Source organism: Afifella marina DSM 2698 (assembly GCF_900102695.1).
Taxonomy (GTDB): domain Bacteria; phylum Pseudomonadota; class Alphaproteobacteria; order Rhizobiales; family Afifellaceae; genus Afifella; species Afifella marina.
On the sequence record NZ_FMVW01000003.1, the window covers coordinates 224,176 to 247,366 of the forward strand.

General features: G+C 63.4%; 17 protein-coding genes. 6 read left to right on the forward strand and 11 right to left on the reverse strand.

Annotated features, from left to right (window positions below; translation table 11 throughout):
- Positions 1-42: 42 nt before the first annotated feature.
- The 3 genes from putA to mutM form a co-directional block, all read right to left on the reverse strand.
- Complete coding sequence (gene putA / locus BLP76_RS08970) at positions 43-3,780, reverse strand: bifunctional proline dehydrogenase/L-glutamate gamma-semialdehyde dehydrogenase PutA (RefSeq protein ID WP_092811761.1); 3,738 nt, start codon at positions 3,778-3,780, stop codon at positions 43-45.
- A gap of 214 nt (positions 3,781-3,994) precedes the next feature.
- Entirely contained in the window at positions 3,995-4,768 is a 774-nt protein-coding gene (locus tag BLP76_RS08975; RefSeq protein ID WP_092811763.1) for an enoyl-CoA hydratase, read from the reverse strand.
- A 74-nt stretch (positions 4,769-4,842) separates the two neighbouring features.
- Positions 4,843-5,733 (reverse strand): bifunctional DNA-formamidopyrimidine glycosylase/DNA-(apurinic or apyrimidinic site) lyase, encoded by an 891-nt coding sequence (mutM, locus tag BLP76_RS08980; protein WP_092811765.1) that lies wholly within the window; start codon positions 5,731-5,733, stop codon positions 4,843-4,845.
- Between the two features lie 120 nt (positions 5,734-5,853).
- On the opposite strand from mutM, the gene ubiE reads away from it, so the two are divergent.
- The 3 genes from ubiE to coaBC are packed head-to-tail and all read left to right on the forward strand — an operon-like array spanning position 5,854 to position 9,475.
- On the forward strand, positions 5,854-6,603 hold the full coding sequence (gene ubiE / locus BLP76_RS08985) for a bifunctional demethylmenaquinone methyltransferase/2-methoxy-6-polyprenyl-1,4-benzoquinol methylase UbiE (protein ID WP_092811767.1): 750 nt from the start codon (positions 5,854-5,856) through the stop codon (positions 6,601-6,603).
- Positions 6,604-6,630: 27 nt separating this feature from the next.
- A complete protein-coding gene (gene ubiB / locus BLP76_RS08990; RefSeq protein WP_092811769.1) occupies positions 6,631-8,202 on the forward strand; it encodes a 2-polyprenylphenol 6-hydroxylase in 1,572 nt (523 codons plus the stop codon).
- 40 nt (positions 8,203-8,242) lie between these two features.
- Complete coding sequence (gene coaBC / locus BLP76_RS08995; protein WP_092811771.1) at positions 8,243-9,475, forward strand: bifunctional phosphopantothenoylcysteine decarboxylase/phosphopantothenate--cysteine ligase CoaBC; 1,233 nt, start codon at positions 8,243-8,245, stop codon at positions 9,473-9,475.
- 47 nt (positions 9,476-9,522) lie between these two features.
- Here coaBC and BLP76_RS09000 read toward each other — a convergent pair whose 3' ends face one another.
- The 3 genes from BLP76_RS09000 to dctP all read right to left on the reverse strand — a co-directional run bounded on the left by BLP76_RS09000 (position 9,523) and on the right by dctP (position 14,772).
- Positions 9,523-11,994 carry a glycogen/starch/alpha-glucan phosphorylase gene (locus BLP76_RS09000; RefSeq protein WP_092811773.1) on the reverse strand — a complete coding sequence of 824 codons (2,472 nt, stop codon included), beginning with the start codon at positions 11,992-11,994 and terminating at the stop codon, positions 9,523-9,525.
- 144 nt (positions 11,995-12,138) lie between these two features.
- A complete protein-coding gene (locus BLP76_RS09005; protein ID WP_092812113.1) occupies positions 12,139-13,716 on the reverse strand; it encodes a malonate--CoA ligase in 1,578 nt (525 codons plus the stop codon).
- Between the two features lie 66 nt (positions 13,717-13,782).
- Positions 13,783-14,772 (reverse strand): TRAP transporter substrate-binding protein DctP, encoded by a 990-nt coding sequence (gene dctP / locus BLP76_RS09010; protein ID WP_170130419.1) that lies wholly within the window; start codon positions 14,770-14,772, stop codon positions 13,783-13,785.
- Between the two features lie 304 nt (positions 14,773-15,076).
- Here dctP and lnt point away from each other — a divergent pair, with 304 nt between their 5' ends.
- The gene (gene lnt, locus BLP76_RS09015; protein ID WP_092811777.1) at positions 15,077-16,699 is read left to right on the forward strand and encodes an apolipoprotein N-acyltransferase; all 1,623 of its coding nucleotides are present in this window, start codon (positions 15,077-15,079) and stop codon (positions 16,697-16,699) included.
- A gap of 94 nt (positions 16,700-16,793) precedes the next feature.
- Positions 16,794-17,222 carry a helix-turn-helix domain-containing protein gene (locus tag BLP76_RS09020; RefSeq protein WP_092811779.1) on the forward strand — a complete coding sequence of 143 codons (429 nt, stop codon included), beginning with the start codon at positions 16,794-16,796 and terminating at the stop codon, positions 17,220-17,222.
- A 77-nt stretch (positions 17,223-17,299) separates the two neighbouring features.
- On the opposite strand, the gene BLP76_RS09025 is transcribed toward BLP76_RS09020, so the two are convergent.
- From BLP76_RS09025 to BLP76_RS09040, 4 genes are all read right to left on the reverse strand, one after another.
- A complete protein-coding gene (locus tag BLP76_RS09025) occupies positions 17,300-18,055 on the reverse strand; it encodes a M48 family metallopeptidase (protein ID WP_092811781.1) in 756 nt (251 codons plus the stop codon).
- 203 nt (positions 18,056-18,258) lie between these two features.
- Positions 18,259-18,690 (reverse strand): DUF2852 domain-containing protein, encoded by a 432-nt coding sequence (locus tag BLP76_RS09030; protein WP_092811783.1) that lies wholly within the window; start codon positions 18,688-18,690, stop codon positions 18,259-18,261.
- A 173-nt stretch (positions 18,691-18,863) separates the two neighbouring features.
- On the reverse strand, positions 18,864-20,507 hold the full coding sequence (gene phaZ / locus BLP76_RS09035; protein ID WP_274605685.1) for a polyhydroxyalkanoate depolymerase: 1,644 nt from the start codon (positions 20,505-20,507) through the stop codon (positions 18,864-18,866).
- A 77-nt stretch (positions 20,508-20,584) separates the two neighbouring features.
- Positions 20,585-21,385: an ABC transporter permease gene (locus tag BLP76_RS09040; protein ID WP_092812115.1), complete on the reverse strand. Its 801-nt coding sequence runs from the start codon at positions 21,383-21,385 to the stop codon at positions 20,585-20,587.
- A gap of 225 nt (positions 21,386-21,610) precedes the next feature.
- On the opposite strand from BLP76_RS09040, the gene BLP76_RS09045 reads away from it, so the two are divergent.
- Entirely contained in the window at positions 21,611-22,378 is a 768-nt protein-coding gene (locus BLP76_RS09045) for an NAD(P)-binding domain-containing protein (protein ID WP_092811787.1), read from the forward strand.
- 15 nt (positions 22,379-22,393) lie between these two features.
- On the opposite strand, the gene BLP76_RS09050 is transcribed toward BLP76_RS09045, so the two are convergent.
- Positions 22,394-23,149, reverse strand: a complete 756-nt coding sequence (locus BLP76_RS09050; RefSeq protein WP_092811789.1) for an ABC transporter ATP-binding protein — start codon at positions 23,147-23,149, stop codon at positions 22,394-22,396.
- Positions 23,150-23,191: the final 42 nt, after the last annotated feature.

A 23,191-nucleotide genomic window follows, 5' to 3' on the forward strand; every position in this document is an offset into this window, starting at 1 on the left:
GTACTCGGTGGAGAGTTGCAAGCGTTTTGCCTGCAACTTCCCTCAACTGCCGGCGAGCGTCAGAAGCGTCGCATTGCCGCCCGAAGCGGTGGTGTCGATCGACACGACGCGCTCGGTGGCGAAAGCCGCCACGCCTTCCGCCAGGGACAGAAGCGGCAGCCGCGCCCCCTGGCGTTCGGCAAGAGCGATGCGCAACGTTCGTGCCTGCGTGCCACCGCCCTCATACGCGACGAGACCGAGGCCCCGAAGGCCGGCAGCGAGCGCCACGGGCTCGCCCTCCACCACGACAACGAGACCCGCCGGGGCGCCGACACGTTCCAGCGCTGTCTTGAACGCCACCACGGCGGCATCGACGATGCCGGCCGGCACGACGGCGCGATTGCCAGCGGCAAGGGCCGTCACGACCTGCGCCAGAAGCGCGCCCGCCCGTGCTCCGTCTCCATCGGCCGGGCCTTCATCGGCTGGGGAGGCGCCCAGACAAAGCGCCAACCCGCGGCCATGCAGCGACAGGCGATTGGCCTCGCCCGTCGGGCCCGGCAACGCCACGACGCCGGCGATCTCCGGCCGTGCCGCCTCGATCACCTCATGGGCAACCTTTCGGGCAGGTTCCGGCAATTCGCCGGCAGCGCTCGCCAAGACCATGATGCGAGCGGAGTTAGCCTCCCATTCGCTCATATCCGGAAGAGCCGCGAGATCGGCCGGAGCCAGGGCGGCAACCTGCGGCCTCTCCTCGTCCCTCGGAAGCGGAACGGCGGTCACGTCGACCGGCCGCGTGAAGCGGGCGAGATAATGCGGGCCGCCGGCCTTCGGGCCGGTGCCGGAAAGCCCTTCGCCACCGAAGGGCTGCACACCGACGACCGCACCGATCTGATTGCGGTTCACATAGATGTTGCCGACATGGGCGTGGTCGCAAATGCGCTCCACCCGCTGGTCGATACGCGAATGGATGCCGAGAGTGAGGCCATAGCCCGACGCGTTGATAGCAGCCACCACCGCGTCGATCTCCTTCGCCTTGAAGGTGATGACGTGCAGGACGGGCCCGAAGATCTCGCGCTCGAGCTCGTCGAAACGATCGAGACGAAGCGCCACTGGCGCGACGAAATTGCCCTCCCCCGGCATTTTTTCGTGCGTGAAGAGGAGCCGTCCTTCGCCCGTGAGCTTTGCCACATGGGTTTCGATCGTCTGCCGCGCTTCCTCATCGATCACCGGCCCGACATCGGTTGCGGGATCCCACGGATCGCCAATGACGAGCTCTTCGGTCGCTCCCTTCAGCATCTTCAAAAGCGCCGGTGCGACGTCCTCCTGCACGAAGAGAGCACGCAGCGCCGAACAGCGCTGCCCGGCCGATTGGAAGGCCGATTGCACGATGTCGCGAACCGCATGCTCTGGAAGTGCGGTCGAATCGACGATCATCGCATTGAGGCCGCCCGTCTCGGCGATGAGCGGCGCACGCACGGGCCCCGCTTTCGCCAAAGCCCGGTCGATCAAAATCGCTGTGTCCGTCGAACCGGTGAAGCAGACGCCACCGACCCTCGGATCGGAGGTGAGTGCGGAACCGACCACAGATCCCTCTCCCGGAACGAGATTGAGCACGCCTTTCGGCACACCCGCCTCGTGCAAAAGCGCCACGGCCTTTGCCGCCGTCAGAGGGGATTGCTCGGCGGGTTTGGCGACGACGGCATTGCCGGCGACGAGCGCGGCCGAAAGCTGACCGGTGAAAATCGCCAGCGGGAAATTCCACGGCGAGATGCAGACGAAAACCCCGCGGCCGTGCCGCGTTGCGCCCTCTTCGGCGAAAAGCCGGCGGGCTTCGCTCGCGTAATAGCGCAGAAAATCTGCGGCTTCGCGCACTTCCAACACACCGTCGAGGCGCGTCTTGCCCGCTTCGCGGGAGGCAAGGGCGATGAGTTCGGGCGCGTTCTCCTCATAAAGCGTCGCGGCACGCTCCAAGATCTCGGCGCGCGCCTCCGCCCCGATCTCCTGCCAGGCCGCCACCGCATCGGCAGCCACGCCGAGAGCGCGTTTGGCGGTGTCCGCGTCGGCATCTACGACAACGCCGACTTTTTCGGCCGGATGCGCCGGATTGAAGACATCCCGTGCGCTTCCCGGGCCTTCCTCGCCGCCGATCAGGGGTGCTGCGCGCCATTGCACCGCCTCAAACGGCCTCATGGCTTCGGAAAGCGTCTCCAGATCGAGCGGATTGTTCAGATTCCAGCCTTTGGAGTTCTTGCGATCCGGCTCATAGATGTCGGGCGGCAGCGGGATCAGCGGATGGGCGACCGGCTTTGCCTGCTCGACCAGCGAAATCGGGTCTTCGACCAGCTTTTCCGCCGGCACCTCCTCATCGAGGAGCTGGTGGACGAAGGAGGAATTGGCGCCGTTCTCGAGCAACCGGCGGACGAGATAGGCAAGCAGATCCTTGTGGATGCCAACCGGCGCATAGATGCGGCAGGGACGGCCCGTCTCTTTCCTCAGGCGTTCGTGCAGCGCCTCGCCCATGCCGTGCAGACGCTGGAATTCAAAGCGCGCCTCGGGCGGCGCGATTTCCAGAATGGCGCAGGCCGTATGGGCGTTGTGCGTGGCAAACTGGGGGAAGATACGGTCGCAATGTGCGAGCAGAAAACTCGCGCCGGCCAGATAGGAGACGTCGGTCGATGGCTTGCGGGTGAAGACCGGATAGGCGGCAAGACCGAGGATCTGCGCCTGTTTGATCTCGTAATCCCAATAGGCGCCTTTGACGAGACGCACGGCAAAGCGACGGTCGAGACGTTCCGCGAGATCCACGATCCAGTGAAGGACCGGCAGGGAGGCTTTCGAGAACGCCTGGACGACGAAACCGAAGCCGTCCCAATCGGCAAATTCCGGCTCTGAAAGCGCGCGTTCCATGACCTGAAGCGACAGATCGAGACGGTCGGCCTCCTCCGCATCGACGGTGAGACCGATGCCGGCGGCCTTCGCCTGACGCATCAACTGGACGAGCGTCGGCACGAGTTCGGCCAGAACGCGCTCCTTCTGCACCGTCTCATAGCGCGGATGGAGCGCCGAGAGTTTGACGGAGATCGACGGATTGTCGGTGACGCGCTCGGCATTGGCGGCCTTGCCGATGGCGCTGATCGCGTTCGAATAAGAGCGAAAATAGGCCTCGGCGTCTTCGCGCGTTCGCGCCGCCTCGCCCAGCATATCGTAGGAATAGCGATAGCCCTTGGCGCGCATCGACTCGGCACGACGCAGCGCCTCCTCGATGTTGCGCCCGAGCACGAACTGCGCGCCCAACACCTTCATCGACTGTGCCACGGCGGCGCGCACGACAGGCTCGCCGACACGTTGCACCATGCGGCGCATCGTATGGATGAGATGCGCCTCGGTCTGCTCGTCCTGCCCTTCCGACCCGTAAAGGCGGCCTGTCAGCATCAGGCCCCAGGATGAGGCATTCAGCAAAAGCGATTCACTTTGCCCGCGATGGCTGCCCCAATCGGCTCCCCCGATCTTGTCGCGGATCAGCGCATCGAGCGTGTGAGCGTCCGGCACACGGAGATAAGCCTCTGCGAGGCACATCAGAGCCACGCCTTCGTCGGTGGAGAGACCGTATTCGGAGAGAAAACGCTCCATCAGATGCGGGGCCGGATCGGCCCGCAGGGCAGACACCATCCCGGCGGCCTTGGCACCGGCACGCTTGCGTGCCGCTTCGTCCAGATTTATCGCGGCGAGGCGGCTTTTGACCACCGCCTCCTCGTCTTCATAGGGCGCGCGACGGATGGCAATACGAGGATCTGTGGCCATGGAGGCTCCGGAGGGCAGAATGGGTAAGGGTCGGTAACCTTCCGCAATGCTGCCCGCAAATACGTCTTCATTTCAACTCGTCGAAATACCAAGTCGGGCAGGATCACCGGCGAAATCACGAAGACCTAGACTTCTCTCACGAGATGACACCGCCCGGGAGATTCCTGCCCCGCCCCGACGCTCATACATGCGCCGGGACTGACAACGGCATTGCTCAACGGTTGTTGAATTGCGGCGAGCGCTTTTCCGTGAAGGCGAGCATGCCTTCTTTCTGGTCTTCGGTCGCAAACAGGGCCTGAAAGATCCGACGTTCGAAGCGAATGCCTTCCGCCATCGTCGTCTCATAGGCGCGGTTGACGCTTTCCTTCGCCATCATGACGGCCGGAAGAGAGAAGGATGCGATCTTCTGAGCGGCCTTCACCGCCTCTTCCAGGACATCTCCGACGGGCACGACACGGGAGACGAGGCCAGCGCGCTCTGCCTCGTCAGCCTCCATGAGACGCCCAGTCAGGCACATATCCATCGCTTTCGCCTTGCCGACGAAGCGGGTGAGGCGCTGGGTTCCGCCGGAGCCCGGGATGACACCGAGGCTGATTTCCGGCTGACCGAACTTCGCCGTTTCCGCCGCGATGATGAAATCGCACATCATCGCGAGCTCGCAGCCACCGCCGAGCGCATAACCGGCCACGGCCGCGACCAACGGCTTTCGTCGCTGGCCGACCTTGTCCCATTCGGAGATGAAATCGTCGCGATAGGCGGTGACGAAATCCAGCTCCTTCATTTCGGTGATGTCGGCACCCGCGGCAAAAGCCTTTTCGGAGCCAGTGATGACGATCGCACCGATCTTGTCGTCGGCCTCGAATTCGTCGAGTGCTGCATTGAGTTCAGCGACGAGACCGGCCGACAAGGCGTTGAGCGCATTCGGGCGGTTCAAGGTGATGAGCCCGGCGCGCCCGCGCCGCTCCACCAGAATATAATCGTAGGCCATGCCCCCTCCTGACTGACGTTTCCCTGGCGATAGCCGTAAAGCGGTTGCGCAAAAGCGGCAAGGCAACCTTGGCCTCATCTCTGACAGACAGGGCAATAGAACGTCGACCGGCCCGACTGCACGATACGGGAAACCACACCCGAACAGGTCGGCCGCGGGCACGGAAAATCTTCCCGGTCATAGACGGCAAAGCTCTCCTGGAAGCGGCCGACGGAGCCATCGGCCTGAACGTAATCGCGCAAGGAGGAGCCGCCCGCCGCGACCGCATCGGCAATGACGGCGCGGACTGCATCCACCAGCCGCGTCAGACGCGCGCTCGGCTCCCCATCCTGGCGCACCAAGGTTCCGGCCGCGCGCCGAGGAGACAGCCGCGCGCGCCATAGCGCCTCGCAAACATAAATGTTGCCGAGCCCGGCGATGACGCGCTGATCCATCAACACCGCCTTCAAGGGCGCCTTGCGGCCGGCGAACTTCGTCGCGAGCAGCGGGGCGGAGAGAGCATTGCCGGTCGGCTCCAGTCCGAGATGGGCGAAAAGCGGATGCTCCTCCAAATGGCCCGCTTCGCCGAGGGCCATGAAGCCGAAGCGGCGCGCGTCGTTGAAGACGAGATCGAGACCACCATCCAAATGAAACACGACATGATCGTGGACGGTCTTCTTTTTGTTGTCGAAATAGCGCCCTTCGGCCGGCGTCAGATTGAGGGATCCCTCGAATCGGAAGGAACCGGTCATGCCGAGATGCATGATGAGAATCGGGCCGCCAGCCGCGGTGTCGGTTTCCACCACAAGATATTTCGCACGGCGGCCGACATGGTCGATGCGGCGACCTTCAAGCGCGGCGGCAAAGCCGGGCGGCAGGGGAAACCGCAGATCCGGGCGGCGCAACTCGACCTTCTCGATCGACCGGCCTTCCAGAACCGGCGCCAGACCGCGCCTGATCGTTTCCACTTCCGGCAATTCCGGCATCGCCACTTATCCTTCATCTTTCCGCGTCACGCCGCATGGCGTGTCGCCAAGGCTTTCGTTATGGTCCGCGGCAACCGCGCCGCAACACCGGCGCCTCCGGATTTGTCCAGAGGATCAGCTATGAGTGAAAAGACCCAGTTCGGCTACCAAGAGGTGCCGATGGAGGAAAAGCAGGGGCGTGTCGACGACGTCTTCCATTCCGTCGCTCGGCGCTACGACATCATGAACGACCTGATGTCGGGCGGCCTGCATCGGCTTTGGAAGAACGCCATGGTCTCCTGGCTCGCCCCGCCCCATTCGGGACGGCCCTACCGGGTGCTCGACATGGCCGGCGGCACCGGCGACATCGCCTTTCGCATCTCCGACCGCTCGCGCGGGCACGCCGAGATCACGGTTGCCGACATCAACGGTTCGATGCTTGAAGTCTGCCGCGAGCGGGCCGAAAAGCACGGCTACACCAATCTCTCTTATGCGGAAGCCAACGCCGAGGAATTGCCCTTCGAGGACAAGAGCTTCGACGCCTATACGATCGCTTTCGGCATCCGCAACGTGCCGCGGCTCGACAAGGCGCTGTCGGAAGCCTACCGCGTCCTGAAACCGGGTGGGCGTTTTCTGTGCCTGGAATTCACGCCGGTCTCCACGCCGGTGATCGCGCAGCTTTACGAGGCCTATTCCTTCCGCGTCATCCCGATGATCGGGCAGGTCGTCACCGGCGATCGCGAATCCTATCAATATCTGGTGGAATCGATCCGCGTCTTCCCGAACAAGGAGCGTTTCGCCAGCATGATCTCCGACGCCGGCTTTGAGCGCGTCAGCTATCGTGACTATACAACCGGCGTCGTTGCCCTGCATTCGGGCTGGAAGCTCTAACGCGATAAAGCTCTAAGGTCGCACAGCGTGCTCAATCTCATCCGCCTCACAAAGGCGGGCTTTCATATCGTCCGCGCCGGCGCGCTTGGCTTCGTCGATGTCGACGAGGTGCCGCCGGTCGCGGCCCGTTTTGTACGTTTCGCGCGGCTTTTCGAGCCACGCGGGCTTTCGGATACCGAACGCGGCCGGCGCCTTTCGGCCCGGCTTCACCGGCTCGGTCCCTCCTATGTGAAGCTTGGGCAGTTCCTGGCCACGCGGGCGGATATCGTCGGCAACGATGCCGCCGAAGCCCTCTCGGGCCTCAAGGATGAGATGCCGCCCTTCCCGACGGAAGAGGCCAAGGCGATCATCGAGATCAATCTCGGCCGCAAGGTGGAGGAGATTTTCACCTCCTTCTCAGAGCCCGTGGCGGCCGCCTCCATCGCCCAGGTTCACCACGCGACGCGGCTCGTCGACGGCGAGGAGCGTGAAGTCGCCGTCAAGGTGCTGCGTCCGCATGTGCGGGGTGGCTTTCAGCGCGATCTGGAGACGTTTTATGCGGGGGCGCGCTTCCTGGAGCGGCTTTCGGCGGAAGGCAAACGGCTGAAGCCTGTCGCCGTCGTGCAATCGCTCGAACGCACCGTGCTCCTGGAAATGGATCTGCGCCTGGAAGCCGCGGCCTATTCGGAGCTGTCGGAAAACATCATCGGGGAAACGGAATTCCGCGTGCCGGCCGTCGATTGGGCCCATACCGGCCGCGACGTCCTGACGATGGAGTGGATCAACGGCATCAAGCTCCGGAATACCGCGGGCATCATCGAGGCCGGAATCGATCGCCAGAACCTCGCCCGCATCGTCGTGCAGTCGTTCCTGCGCCATGCGTTGCGGGACGGTTTTTTCCACGCCGACATGCACGAGGGCAATCTCTTCGTGGACCGGGAAGGACGTCTCGTCGCCGTCGATCTCGGCATTATGGGGCGCATCGGACCGAAGGAGCGGCGCTTCCTCGCCGAGGTTCTCTACGGCTTCATCAAGCGCGACTATCTCAAGATCGCCAAGCTGCATATCGAGATCGGCTATGTGCCGCCGATCCATTCGGCGGAAGATTTTGCGCAGGCGCTCAGAGCGATCGGCGAGCCGATCCACGGCCAGCGCGCGAGTGAAATCTCCATGGCGCGGCTTCTCGGTCTCCTCTTCGAGGTGACGGCACTCTTCAACATGCAGACGCGGCCGGAGCTGATCCTGCTGCAGAAAACCATGGTCGTGGTGGAAGGCGTCGCCCGGCGTCTCGATCCGGATTTCGACATGTGGGCAGCGGCCGATCCCGTCGTCACGGAGTGGATCTCCCGCCATCTCGGCCCCGTCGGGCGTCTTGAAGAGGCGGCGGATTCCCTGCGCGAGATCGGCAAATTCGTCGAGCACCTGCCGGACACTTTGACCCGCGTGGAATCGGCCGTCGACCGGCTCGCGGCGTTCTCCGCCGGCGGCATCAAGCTCGACGACCAGACGGTCGACCGGCTCGCCGACGCCGGAACGCACGAGCTCTTCTGGACGCGCTGGGCGGTGCGGCTCGGCGGGCTTGCGCTCGTCGTCATGGCGGTCGCCTCTCTGTGGCGCTAAAACAGGGCGAGCGACCGGCTTTTTCGACGGAGCGGCAGGCATGACGAAACTCAAGGACAAGCGCATCCTGCTCGTCATCGGCGGCGGTATCGCCGCCTACAAATGCCTGGAGCTCATCCGCCTCTTGAAGAAGGCGGGGGCGTCGGTCAGCACCGTCATGACCAAGGCGGCGCAGGAATTCGTGACGCCACTCGCCGTCGGCGCCTTGAGCCACGAACCGGTTTTCAGCGAGCTCTTCGACCGTCAGGCAGAGGAAGATATCGGCCATATCCGGCTGTCGCGGCAGACGGATCTCATCGTCGTGGCGCCGGCGACGGCGGACCGGATGGCGCGGCTTGCCGCCGGCCTTGCCGACGATCTCGCAGGTGCCGTGCTGCTTGCAAGCGACAAGCCCGTGCTTCTCGCCCCTGCCATGAATCCCAGGATGTGGGCGCATCCGGCGACACGGCGCAACGTCGCGCAGCTTCACAGCGACGGATACGGCTTCATGGGCCCGGAAGCCGGGGAAATGGCGGAAAGGGATGAGAGCGGCGAAGGCCGGATGAGCGAGCCACAGGCGATCTTTGCAGAGATCGTCCGGCGTCTCGGCAGCGATGTCGACACATCCGCGGCTTTGCGACCGCTATCGGGCCGGCGCGTTCTCGTCACCTCCGGTCCAACGCACGAGCCGATCGACCCGGTTCGCTATCTCGCCAACAGATCTTCCGGGCGGCAGGGGCATGCCATCGCTGCCGCTTTTGCCAGAGCCGGTGCGCATGTGACACTTGTTTCCGGGCCGGTCACGATCCCGGCGCCGGAAGGCGTGGACCTCGTGGCGGTGGAGACGGCGCGCGAGATGCTGGCAGCTGTCGAAGCCGCACTTCCCGTCGATATCGCAGTTCTCGCCGCAGCCGTCGCCGACTGGCGCACGGCGGAAGAAGCGGAGCGGAAACTGAAGAAGACGCAAACGGGCGCTCCGGCCCTCACCCTGGTGGAAAACCCGGATATCCTGGCGACGCTCTCCCGGCACGAGATGCGTCCGCGCCTCGTCGTCGGCTTCGCGGCAGAGACCAATGACGTCGTTGCCCACGCCCGCGCCAAACTTCAACGCAAGGGCTGCGACTTCATCCTCGCCAACGATGTCTCGCCCGCGACCGGAATCATGGGCGGCACGGAAAACGCCGTGCAGCTCATCGGGCCTGCGAGCCACGAAGAATGGCCGCGGATGAGCAAAGAGGCCGTGGCGGAACGGCTCGTCGCACAGCTCGGCTCGGAGCTTGCCACCAAGATGTGATGCGCCTCGGCCGCGCTGATCGCGGCCGGGCTTTCACATCTCGCCGGCTACTCGCCGCCCTGATTGATCTCTTTCGCCGAAGGCGTCTCGACGTTCCAGATCTCGCGAGCGTAATCGCGAATGGCGCGGTCTGCAGAGAACCAGCCGACACGTGCCGTGTTCAAGATCGTACGACGCGTCCAGTCCTCTTTGTCCATGAACGCGCGGTCGACCTTGCGCTGCTCGTCGAGATAGGCGGCGAAATCCGCCGTGACGAAGAAATAATCGTCATAGGAGAGCCGGTCGACGATGGCCCGGAAGCGGTTCGGATCCTCAGGCGAGAAAACGCCTGAGCCGATCGCATCGAGAACCGTCTTGAGGGTCTCGTTGCCGTCGATGACGGCGCGCGAATCGTAGCCGGAGATCCGATAATTGGCGACGTCCTCCGCGGTCAGGCCGAAGATATGGATGTTTTCGCGCCCGACCCGATCACAGATCTCGACATTCGCGCCATCGAGCGTGCCGATCGTCAGCGCACCATTGAGAGCAAGCTTCATGTTGCCGGTGCCGGAGGCTTCCATGCCAGCCGTCGAGATCTGCTCGGATAGATCGGCCGCGGGGATGATGCGCTCGGCGGTCGAGACGTTGTAGTTCGGCAGGAAGACGATCTTGAGCCTGTCGCCGATTACGGGGTCGCTGTTGACGGCCCGCGCGACGTCGTTGATCAACTTGATGATCAGCTTCGCCATCTCGTAGCCTGGCGCGGCCTTGCCGCCGAAGATCTTGACACGCGGCGTCCAGTCGGCAGCCGGATCGTTGCGGATGGCAAAATACTGCGCCACGGCCTCCATGATGTTGAGGAGCTGGCGCTTGTATTCGTGCATGCGCTTGATCTGCACGTCGAACATGGCGTCCGGCGAGACATGGATGCCGACGCGGCTCTGGATCTCCGCCACCAGACGGCATTTGTTCTCGTGCTTGGCGGCACGGAAGCGCTCGCGGAACGCGGCATCCTCTGCATAGGGCGCCACCGCTTCGATGGCCTCCAGATCACCGATCCAATCCTCGCCGATGGTCTCGATCAGGAGATCGCTCAAGGGCTTGTTGCACGAATGCAGCCAGCGGCGCGGCGTGACACCGTTGGTGACGCCGAGGATCCGGCTTGGATAGAGCGAATCGAGATCTTGGAAGACCGTCTGCTTCATCAGATCGGCGTGCAAGGCCGAGACGCCGTTGACGCGGTGGCTGCCGACGAAAGCGAGATGCCCCATCCGCACGCCCTGACCGTTGGTGTGATCGACGATACGCACCCGCTCCAGATCGAGCGTGCGCTTGGCGGCGGCCGCCGTTCGCAGATGCTGCTCGTCGATCCAGCGAATGATGTCGAGATGGCGTGGCAGGACGGAGCCAAAAAGCTGCAGCGACCAGCGCTCCAGAGCTTCCGGCATCAAGGTGTGGTTGGTGTAGGAGAGCGTTTCGCGTGTGAGCTGGAACGCCACCTCCATCGACAGGCCGTGCGTGTCGACGAGAAGGCGCATGAGCTCGGCGACCGCGATTGCGGGATGCGTGTCGTTGAGCTGGATCGCCACCTTCTCCGGAAGCTTGCTGATGTCGTCATGAGACGACAGGTAGCGACGCAGAAGATCCTGCAACGATGCAGAGGTGAAGAAGAACTCCTGACGCAGGCGGAGGTTCTTGCCTTCCTCCGTGGTGTCGTCCGGGTAGAGGATGCGCGACACCGTCTCGGCGCGCACCGCCGCCTCCATCGCGGAGAGATATTCGCCGCGGTTGAAGCGGTCGAGATCGACGCGCTTGGCAGGCTTGCCGGCCCAGAGCCGGAGCGTGTTGACATGGCGCCCGCGCCAGCCGGCGATCGGGGTGTCGTAGGCCGCGGCCAGCATGACTTCCGCCGGGTGCCAGACGGCCTTGCCTTCCGGCGTGGTGATGACCTCGCCGCCGAAGGGAATGTTGTAGATGACTTCGGGGCGCTCGAATTCCCAATTGTGGCCCGTGACCAGCCAATCCTCCGGCTCCTCCGCCTGCCAGCCGTCGTGAATGGACTGACGAAAGAGGCCGTTCTCGTAGCGGATGCCATAGCCGTGCGCCGGTATGCCCAGGGTCGACATGGAATCGAGGAAACAGGCCGCGAGGCGCCCAAGGCCGCCATTGCCCAAAGCTGCGTCGGGTTCGGAGCGCAGGATCTCGTCGTAATCGGCGCCGAGTTCCGTCAGCGCTTCACGCACAGGCGCCTCGAGTCCGAGATTGATGATCGTGTCTTTGAGCAGACGGCCGATCAGAAATTCCATCGACAGGTAGTAGACCCGCTTCTGGTCCTGCTCGTAGGCACGGCGGGTGGAGGCCATCCAATGATCAACAAGCTGATCCCGGACCGCCAGAATGAGCGCTGCGCTCCAATCCTGCCGGACCGAATGCTCCGGATCCTTGCCGACCGCATATTTCAGCTTCTCGATGATGAGCCTTTTCACATCTTCCGCATCCTCGATGCGGCGCGAAAGAGTGACGGCTGTCGCTGCATTCATGATCGCGCTCCTCGCGATTGTGGCCCGACGCGCATGCGCATCCAGGCAAGTTGTCACCCACACAAACGGCCGTGACAGCTGACCGGCCGGGCGGGATCCATGACGTTTGTGTTCGTGGCTTTGCAATCCCGGGGGCAAACCACCCTACGATTGCTTGCCTACAGGAATCGGCCGATCCTTGCCTGCCTCAATTTCCTGCAGCACCTGGCTGAATTGCGCGCGCAACTTGCTCTTCTCGACCTTCCCCATGGCGTTGCGAGGCAGGTCTTCGACGAAAATAAGAGCCTTCGGTTGCTTAAAGCTTGCCAGTTTTTGCGCAAGGACCGCGCTCAGCTTTTCAGCTTCGGGCGCTTCTTCCGCCGCGGGGACCACAAGAGCGATCACCGCCTCCCCGAAATCGGGATGCGGAACCCCGATCACCGCTGATTCCAGCACGCCCGCGCAGTCATCGAGGACAATTTCGATCTCCTTCGGATAGATGTTCAAACCGCCGGAGATGATAAGGTCCTTGGCCCGTCCGACGATGTGGACATAGCCGGCTTCGTCGATGAGGCCGAGATCTCCCGTGCGAAACCACCCATCATGGAATTCCTCCGCCGTCTTCTCCGGCATGCGCCAATAGCCCTTAAAAACGTTCGGTCCTTTCACTTCGATGACGCCGATCTCGCTCATCTTCTTTTGCGAACCCGTCTCCGGATCGGCGATGCGGAGATCGACGCCCGGCAAGGGCAGGCCGACCGTCCCGGGTCGGCGATCACCCTCATAAGGAGTCGACGTGTTCATGCTCGTTTCCGTCATACCGTAGCGTTCCAAGACCGCATGGCCGGTCCGTTCGAGAAAAGCAGCATGGGTTGCAGGTAGGAGGGGTGCGGAACCGGAAATGAAAAGTCGTACTTCTTGCACCAGTTTGTGCACTAGGCGCGGATCGTCAAGAAGACGAGTGTAAAATGTCGGCACCCCCATCATCACCGTGGCTTGCGGCAGCGCCTCGATCACTAGGTCGAGATCGAAGCGGGGCAGGAAAATCATCGACGCCCCGGCGGCAAGAACGACATTGCACGCCGTGAAAAGACCGTGGGTGTGGAAGACCGGCAGCGCGTGGAGAAGGACGTCATCTCCGGAGAACTGCCAGAGGTCCGTCAAGGTGAGGGCATTAGAGACGAGGTTGTCGTGGCTCAGCATCGCGCCCTTGGAACGGCCGGTCGTGCCGGACGTGTAGAGGATCGCGGCGAGATCGTCGTCGGCCCGCGCCAGCGTCTTGAATTGATCGCCGGCCGAAACGGTGAGCCGGTCGAGGCTCCCCGAGGCTTTTTCGCGCTTCTTGCGCACGCCGAGCGTCTCGAGCCGGGCCCCAGCCTCTTCCGCGATAGGCGAAAGGATCTCCGCTTTGGCCGGATCGCAGACAAAGAGGGCCGGCTCCGCATCGTTCAGAAAATACGCGACCTCCGCCGACGTGTAGGCGGTGTTGAGAGGCAGGAAGACGGCACCAGCGCGCACGGTCCCGAGATAGAGAAGCACCGCCTCGATGCTCTTTTCGACCTGAACGGCGACGCGGTCGCCGGGCTTCACGCCGAGCTTGACGAGCGCATTGGCAAAACGGGCGGAGCCTTTTTCCACGTCCGCATAACTGAGACTTCGCCCGTCCGTCAGCCGCGCAAAGGGCGCGGTTTTGGTCGCGGCGGGAAAAAGGGCGGCAAGGCGGGTATAGAGATTGCGATCCATGACCGGCATTCAGGCAGCTCACGCGTCCTTGAACAAGAGGTGGCGCGGCCGCAGCCAGAAAGGCCTTCAATCGCCCGTGATCGCCTCGGCCAGAAGACGCTTGCCGTCCTTCACGTCGCGGGCGAAATCGCGCCAGCTCGATTCCACGGCGACGGCCAACCATTGGTCGAGCGCAGAACGCGGCATCTCTTCCACCTCGGCGCCCGCCTTTCGGTAGATCTGCACCAGCCGATCGTCCTGCGCGCGGGATTCTCTCGCGGCCCAGGCTGTGACTTTGTCGCCCGCCGCTTTGAGTGCCGCGCGCTCGTCGTCGCTTAAGGCTTCCCAGCTCGGACGCGCGATGACGATCGGCTCATAGCTGAACCAGAGGGCGTCGCTTCCGGGCGCCGTCAGGCATTTGGCGGCACGCGCCAGTTCCGGGTCGGCAAGGACCGAGGACGAGGCAAGCGCCCCATCGATGACCCCGCCCGCAAGGGCGGCAGCGAGGCGCGCTCTCGGCGCCCGCGCCACCGATGCTCCAGATTTCGTCAAAATGGTCCGCAGGGGCTCGCCCTCGGCATGCAGGGTTTTGCCGGCCGTCGATGGCGGCCCTTCCAGACAGGCGCCGGAGGAGACAAAACCGCCGGCAAGCCAGGCATCGGCGAGAACGATCATGCCGGCATTGTCGAGATGGGTCTTGAGGTCGGCCATGAAGGCCGATTGGGCAAGGGCGTCCGCATCCGCATGCCGGCGCGCCAGACCGGGCATCGACGCCGCCCCAAAAATCGGATCGGAGGAGGTGGCCGCAGCGAGCGGCAGAGCCGCGATATCGACACGGCCGGTCGTGAGCCGGTCCCAGAGTGCCTCGGGTTCGAAGGCCTCCGGCTTTGCGTCCCCTGCCTCGCCCCTTGCCAGGCGCCTCAAGACGAGATCGGCCTTCTCGTCCCGGAGCGCAGTTTCGAGCTCGTCGATCATCGCACCAGCAAAGCTCTCCGCACCGCCCGCCGTCACCTGGCCGGTGCGCAGCATGGCGGCTGTGGCCGGGAATTCCGAGGCGAGGAGGCAGGCGAGGCTCAAAACCGCGAGGAGAGCGCAACGGAGAGGTGTGGCGCGGACAGGCGCGACGCAGACAGGCGCGGTGCAAACAGAGGAAATCGGCGCAGGGGCTCTTTGAAGATGCATCGAGGCTCCAGGCAGGCTTCGGTCGACCGCATGGCACCCTTTCGGGCACTGGCGCTGAAATCGGCCGGCGATGGTTACGAAAACGCACCGTCCGCGGGGAATTGGACGATTGAAGGGCGGGCCACGGAAAGCCCGGCTTGATTTCGTGCCGCTTAGGCCGTCATCTCGCGGACGCACCGGCAAGCGATTCGAGTTGCACATGAATAGGCTCGCTCAGGCGATCATTCTTTCATGGGGGTGGCGCCGACGGGGCATCGCTTTTTCGGCCGGAGCGGTTTCAGCCCTCGCACAAGCGCCCTTCTTTCTGTTTCCGCTCCTGTGGCTGACGCTGCCGGTTCTCGTGCTTCTTGTCGATGGCGCCGTGTCGTCACGGTTTTCCGGCCGCACCGGACGGTTGATGGCAGCATTCGGAGCCGGTTGGTGGTTCGGCTTCGGCTATTTTCTCGCCGGACTCTGGTGGGTCGGGTCGGCCTTTCTCGTGGAGGCTGACCAGTTCGGCTGGCTGATGCCCTTCGCCGTCGTCCTTCTGCCTGGCGGCCTTGCGATCCTCTGGGGCGTCGGAATCGTTGCGGCACGGCTCATCTGGTCGAGCAGCGGCTGGCGGATTTTCGCTCTCGCCTTCGGCCTCGGCAGCGCCGAATGGGTGCGCGGCCATCTCTTCACCGGTTTCCCGTGGAACGCCCTCGGTTACGCGTTGACGGCTGGCGAAGTGATGATGCAGTCGGCCTCGCTCGCCAACATCTATGCCTTGAGCTTCCTCGCCGTCGTCATCTTCGCCGCGCCCGTCACTCTCGTCACCGGCGAACGGCGCAAATATCTGGCGCCACTCCTGTCGGTGGCCGTGGTTCTGGCGCTCGCGGGTTACGGGCTTTTGCGCCTCGGCTCGGCCTCCGATGCGACCGTCCCCGGCACCAATCTGCGCATCGTCCAGCCGGCCGTCGACCAGGCCCAGAAATGGCTGCCGGAAAACCGGAACCGCGTCTTTCAGGATTATCTGACGCTCAGCGCCGAGGCGGGCGGCCATCCCCTCGACGGGCAGACGCTGGTGGTCTGGCCGGAAACCGCCCTGCCCTTCATCCTGACAGACGAGCCCGCGGCCCTTGCCGCCATCGGCCGGCTCCTGCCGCAGGGCGCACATCTCGCCACCGGCGCTGCTCGGCTTGAAAACGAACCGGACGGCAGCCGCCGGGTGTTCAACTCGATCTACCTCGTCGACAGCGACGGAACGATCGTCGGATCGTACGATAAGGTACATTTAGTACCATTCGGCGAGTACCTTCCGCTGCAGAATTTGCTCGATCGCATCGGGCTCCGGCAGCTGTCTCTGCTCGGCGGCGGCTTCTCGTCCGGCACCCGCCGGCGGACCCTCACTCTGCCGTCGACGCCGCCCTTCGTTCCGCTGATTTGTTACGAAATTATCTTTCCTGGTGAGATTCTCGCCGACGAGGGGGATCGCCCAAGTTTCTTTTTGAACGTCACCAACGACGCCTGGTTCGGCCACACCCCGGGGCCCTATCAGCATCTCCACCAGGCTCAAGTTCGCGCCGTGGAAGAGGGCATACCGGTCGTGAGAGCCGCCAATACCGGCATTTCGGCGATCATCGACGCCTATGGCCGCGTCCGGGTCAGTGCGGCACTCGGCGCCAAGACGTTCATCACCGGCGGTCTTCCTGAAACCGCTGAAATTCCCCTGGCCGCACGCTGGGATGGCATATTTACGTTAATTCACTTGTTAATCTGTTTTTCAGCCGGATTTTTGGCTCTCCGCCGAGAAAACGCGGTCGTACCATTGACTCCAGAGGTCTCCCGGCAGAAACGGTGACCCTAGGTTACGAAGTGATCGGACGCCACGAACCGACCCAATCGCGGGCATGATCGGCCCAAGAAAAATTGGCCGTAGCGTGTAAGGAAAAAACATGAACGAAAAGCGGAAGCCGAAGTCGCCGGACGAAATCGACGCTCATATCGGCAGACAGGTCCGGATGCGCCGCAAGATGGCCGGGCTGTCTCAAGAGAAGCTTGGCGAACAGCTCGGCGTCACGTTCCAGCAAATACAGAAATACGAAAAAGGTGCAAACCGCATCGCTGCGAGCCGACTCTTCCAGATCGCAGAGGTTCTCGGCAGTCCTCTGTCTTATTTCCTGCCTGACAACTCGGGAAATGGCGGCGAGGAAGGTTTCGCAGAGCGGCAGACTGCTTTCGTGATGGATTTCGTCTCAACGGCCGAAGGCGTGGAACTGAACCGTTCCTTCACGCACATCAAAAGCAGCAAGGTTCGCCGCCGTCTGATCGAGCTGGTTTCTGAAATCGCACGCGACCAGAACAACGACGCAAGCCAGGAATAGCTGTCGAAAGACGCCGAATCTGGCGATCTGAGGCTGGCTTCACCGATTTTTCTCATCAAGAGCAGCGTCGGGACCGCTCACGACATCTGAGCGGTCGCCCGGCCCACGCGATGGAGCTCGGCGCCGTGACGGCGCAGCCATCCGCGGGCCTCTTCGTAGCCGGGATAAGCTTCGCCAACGAGGCGCCAGAAGCGTGGCGAATGGTTCATTTCCCGCAGATGGGCGACTTCATGGGCTGCGACATATTGCAGCACATGCGGCGGCGCCAGAACGAGACGCCAGGAAAACGACAGCGTTCCGGTCGATGAACAGGAGCCCCAGCGGCTCCGCGTGTCGCGCACAGCGATGCGCCGGTGCCGCACGCCGAGCGCCGTGCAATAGCGGGCGACAGCTTCGCTGAGATCGTGGCGCGCCTGGCGTTTCAGCCAATCGGAGAGACGCCGCTCCAGATGGCGCGGGTCACCAGGAACGGTGACGACGGGTCCTTCATCCGTGTCCGCAACCCGCACGAGCCCGCGGGATGGACCCGCCTTGATGAGGCATTGTTCTCCCCGAAGCGAAAAGTACGATCCCGGCGCAAACGGGGTGCCGCCCTCATGGGCCCGCATCCTTTCGGCGAGCCAATCGCGGTGGCCGGCCAGAAACCTTTCGCCCGCCGAGAGCGGTACAAAGGCCGGCAGCGTCAAAAGCGGCTCGCCGGTCGCAGCATCGAGCCGCAGGATCATACGCCTTGCCCGGCTGGAGCGGCGCACCTTCACGGCAAGCTCGCGCTCCTGAAAGGCAAGACGGCACGTCTCGGGAGTTTTGGAGGTTTTGCGGAGGGAGAATCGCATAGCGCGCACTATGCCTCGTCTGCGAACGCCGCCAAAGGCATTGCTTCGGTCGCCCGCTCCACCTCGTCCAATGCAGCGGCCTCAATCCATGGCGGGACCATTCGCTCGCCGGACGATCTCGACCCGAAAGTCCATATTCGATAGCCTGAAACGACAAACGGGGCCCTGCGGGCCCCGCTGTCTTCGCAATCCGTTCCTGGACTTTAGAACGCGCCCTGCGTTCCGTCGTCCGTGCGCCGGCGGTACTCGGCCATGAAGCGATCGAACTCTTCCTTGTCCTTCGCCCGCCGCAATTCCTTCACGAAGGTCTCAAACTCGGTGCGCATGCCTTCGACCTTACGGCGCTCTTCCTCGATCCGCTCCAACTCACGGGCGCGGTACTCGTCGAAAGCGATATTGCCGGTGTCGCCGACACTGAATCCGGCCTGGCGCGTGATGCCGCCGAACTGGCTGCGGAATTGATTGCGCATGTCCTGTCCGAACCGGACCAATTCCTGGCCCCAGATCATCCAGGCCAGCATGGCAAGGCCGAGCGGCCAGAACAGAGCAAAACCGATCACCATCAGAAGAATGTTCAGCGGTGACCAGCGGCCCCGAGTCGAACAGGCCCGATTGGCAGTAACAGTTTGGTTCATCGAACTCCCCTCAAGCAGTGGATGAACTGGAGATGGGGAGCGCAAAATCGGGATTCAAGAAAAACCGGAAGCTGTTCGCCCCCTAGAGCTCTCGACCTCTCGCGACAGCGAGCGCGGCACTTCGGCCGCTCAGTGCGTCGACGGCGAGGTTCCGGCCAACGGAAAACGTCCGATCAGTGCCGCGTCTCGACGCTCATGCCCATCATGCGCCGCGCCTGTGCGACCCAGCTTTCGAGCGCCTCGCCTGCGTGAGGCGACATCTCCCCTTGCAAGGCTTCGATCGCCTCGCTCGTCATCTCGGCGAGCTGGCTCACCTGGAAGATGCCGAATTCGTTGAGGCTGTCGGCTGCGGCCGGTCCGAGACCGACGATCTCGTTCAGATCCGTCGCGACCGCCGGGAGGTTGTCGACGGCAAGCGCCGAGAAGCCCATCGCATCGGCAAAACGCGCATGATAATCCTCGCGCGGGTTGCTGCGCACGGCCTCCGCCGCCCCGTTCAAGGGCTTGGCGTCCTCCCGCGCGAAGCGGCGGATGAAATCTGCGATGACGGGCACGATCTCCTTGCGGAACCGGGTGCCATTGAAGACGCCGTAATGGCCGACCTTCGGCTGCAGGTGGTGGTGCTTCATCTCCTCGGGCAGGCTGGAGCACAGGGACTGCGCCGCTTCCGTCTGGCCCACACCGGAAATGTCGTCGCGCTCACCTTCCACCGTCAAAAGCGCCGTCTTCGTGATGAGTTCCGGGCGAACGAGGCGCCCGCGATGGCGCATCTCTCCGCGCGGGAGATCGTGGCGGATGAAGACAGTTTCCACCGTCTGCAGATAAAACTCCGCCGTCAGATCCATCACGGCGAGATATTCGTCATAGAAGTCGCGGTGCTTCTCGGCGCTGTCGCCGTCGCCGTCGACGAGGTGCTGAAAGAACTCGTGATGGGCGCTCACATGCCGGTCGAGATTCATGCTCATGAAGCCCGAGAGCTGCAGGAAGCCCGGATAAACGGCGCGCATGAAACCCGGATGCGGGAAAGGCACGTTCATGATGACGTGGCGCCGGAACCAGTCGACGCTCTTGCCGTCGGCAAACATGTTGACCGCGGTCGGATTGCGCCGCGTGTCGATCGGCCCGCCCATCAGCGTCATGGAGGCGGCCTGACAGGGGTCGTCGTCTTCCGCCATCACGGCGGCGGCGGCAAGGACCGGGACGGAAGGCTGGCAAACCGCCATGACATGCGTGCCGGAGCCCAGATGGTGCAGCATCTCGACGATGTAATCGACGAAATCGTCGAGATCGAAATGCCCCTTGGACAAGGGCACCATGCGCGCATCGGTCCAATCGGTGATGAAGACCTCGTGGAAGGGCAGCATCGCTTCCACCGTTCCGCGCAGCAAGGTGGCGTAATGGCCAGACATCGGCGCGACGATCAGAAGTTTCGGATCGCGCGGGCGTTCAGACGGCAGGTCGCGCTTGAAGTGGAGGAGATCGCAAAAGGGTTTCGACCACACCACGCGCTCTTCGATGGCAACGGTCTTGCCGTCGACCTCGACATCTTTCAGGCCGAACTCCGGCTTGCCGTAGCGCCGCGTCGTGCGCTCGAACAACTCCGCCGCAGCCGCGACCGAACGGCCGAACGGCGTCTCCGCGAACGGGTTGAATGGATTCTGGAAGGCGAGCCGCGTCACATCGGCCATGGCCCGCCACGGCGCAAGCACGGCGTGATTGAGCTCGTAGAACTGATAGATGCCCACGTTTCCCGCCCTTTCTTTCGCCGTGACGCCGATGTCCGGGGAATTGCGGCGTCGCAGCATAGTCTTCGGCATTGCAGAATAGGCCGTTTAGTTTCAAAGGCAACTGCGGCACGCCAAAAGTCTTCAGGCGCGATGCTTGCGCGGACCTGTTATTCGCCAAGCTGAAGCAGCGCGCCCGACCGGCGTGCTGAGCGCAAAAACGCAGCAAAAGCGATGGATGCGGCGGTCAAATAAACAAGATTGAGACCGCCGGCCCACAACATCTCGCTCACATCGAAGCGATTCTCCAAAATAAGAGCCCGCATGCCCTCGAAAACATGCGTTGGCGGCAAGGCGAGCGAGATGGGCTGCAGCCAGGCGGGCAGAACGGTGACGGGATAATAGACGCAGGCGAGCGGAAGCAGGAGGAACGAGACGCTCCAGACGAAACTCTCCGCACCGAGCCCGTTGCGCAGAACGATGCCGCAAGCGAAAAGCCCAACCGCCCAGCTGGTTATGATCAGATTGGCGAAAAAGGCGGCGAGCGCCAGACCCATCCCCAGAAGGTTGAAGCCGAAAAAGACGATCGCCATCACCGTCACCGGCACCAACCCGATCAGGAGCCGGATGATGCTCATCACGCCGAGTGCGGCCAGAAGCTCGTACATCCTGAGCGGCGTCATCATCAGATTGCCGAGGTTGCGCGACCACATCTCCTCCAGGAAGGAGACCGAGAAGCCGATCTGACCGCGCAACAGGATGTCCCACAAAAGGACCGAGCCGATCAGGGCGCCGCCGGCGAGTGCGGTGACGGAGGTCTTTTCCGCGAGATAGGCCTGCAGAAACCCCCACATCAACAACTCGACGGTCGGCCAGTAGACGATGTCGAGGAGCCTCGGCCAGGAATCTTTGAGAAGATACCAGTAGCGCAGAACGAGCGCGAAGATGCGGTTGAGGGAGGCAGAGAGCATCGTGTCGTCCTTGAGCGTTCCGGCGGCGAAGAGGCTCGCAAAGAGGCTGGGCGAAGCGGCCGCCCGGTGATCGTAGACCCGCCGCCGCAGCGCGAAAAGCCGGAGAAAAACGCCGCTGACCGGGCCCCGACCCATCGCGTCGCCCCTTTCCTCGCACCGCCCCTCCCTTCGGCGACCATCATTGCCTAAGGTCCTCGCCACCGAATTCAGCGAAGAGGAAGCCTCATGGTCTATGGCATTATCGGCGTCGGAGCGATCGCTGAGGCGATCGTGGAAGGCTTGTGCAGCGTCGACGTGGGCGCACCCGCAATCGTGCTGTCACCTCGCAATGCCGAGATTGCCGCCGATCTTGAGCAGAAATACGCAAGCGTCACGGTCGCGGAGGACAATCAGGCGGTCATCGATCGCTGTTCGGTCGTGATCCTTGCCGTCAGACCTCAGCATGCGGCGGCGGCGCTCAAGGATCTCGTCTTTCCCAAAGAGCGTCCGGTCATCAGCCTTTTGGCCCGCACGCCGCTTGCGCAGCTTGCCTCACTCGTCGCCCCGGCCACAGAGATCGCAAGAGCCATCCCGCTGCCGCCCGTGCGCACGCGCTCAGGCATCACGCCGGTGTTCCCAGCCGGCGGAGAAGCCAAAGCCCTGTTCGATAGGCTCGGCAGCGCCGTCGAGCTGCCGAGCAAGGAAAGCTTTGAGGCTTTCGCCACGGCTTCTGCGACGGTCGCGGCGCATTTTGCCTATCTCGACACCATCGCCGGATGGCTCACGGCTCAGAACGTGCCGCAGGAGGCCGCATCCCAGTATATGGCGACGGTCTTCGCCGGTGTGGCGGGCTCGCTTCAGAGCGAAAGGCCGGACTTTGAGCGGCTCGCCAAGGATCACGCGACACCTGGGGGCATCAACGAAGCTTTTCTCACCGCCCTCATCTCGGCCGGGGTCTTCGACAAGGTGAGGGACGGGCTCGAGACGCTCGCCGCAAAGACTTCGCTTTCCTAGAGGTTTCAGACCACGTCAGGCCGCCTCGCCCTGCCTGCGGCCGCGAGCGACATCGAGGAAGACGTCTTCCATCGTCTCGCGGCCATAGCGCGAGATGAGCTCCGAGGGGGCGCCCTGATCGACAATCACGCCGCCCTTCATCATGACGACATCATCGCAGAGGCGCTCCACTTCGGGCATGTTGTGCGAGGCGAGGAGAATGGTGGCGCCGCGTTCGCGGCGATAGCGCTCCAGATGGGTGCGCACCCAATCGGCCGTGTCGGGATCGAGCGAGGCGGTCGGCTCGTCGAGGAGGAGGACCTCGGGCCGATTGATCAGGGATTTCGCGAGCGCCACGCGGGTTTTCTGTCCCGCGGAGAGCTTGCCCGACGGACGGTCGAGAAAATCCTGAAGCGCCAGCTCGACGGCGAGCTCATCGATGCGATCCTTGAGGTCGGCGACACCGTAGAGCCGTCCGAAAACCTTGAGGTTCTGCCGCACGGTGAGCCGCATCGGCATTTCCACATAGGGGCTTTCGAAATTGATCCGGTGGAGAACCTGGTGGCGCTGATGGGCCATGTCGGCGCCGAGGATGCGGGCTTCCCCCGAGCTCGGCGTGATCAATCCCATCAGCATGGCGATCGTCGTCGTCTTGCCGGCACCATTGCCGCCGAGGAGCCCGGTGACGGAGGCAGCAGGCACCGAGAAGCTGATGCCGTCGACGGCGCCGACCGGGCCATAGCGCTTGCCGAGGCGGGTCACCGCAATCGGGTTGACACCCAGCTGTTGCATCCTCGTGGTCCTCACGCAGTGCTTCGCCCATGCCGGGCGGAG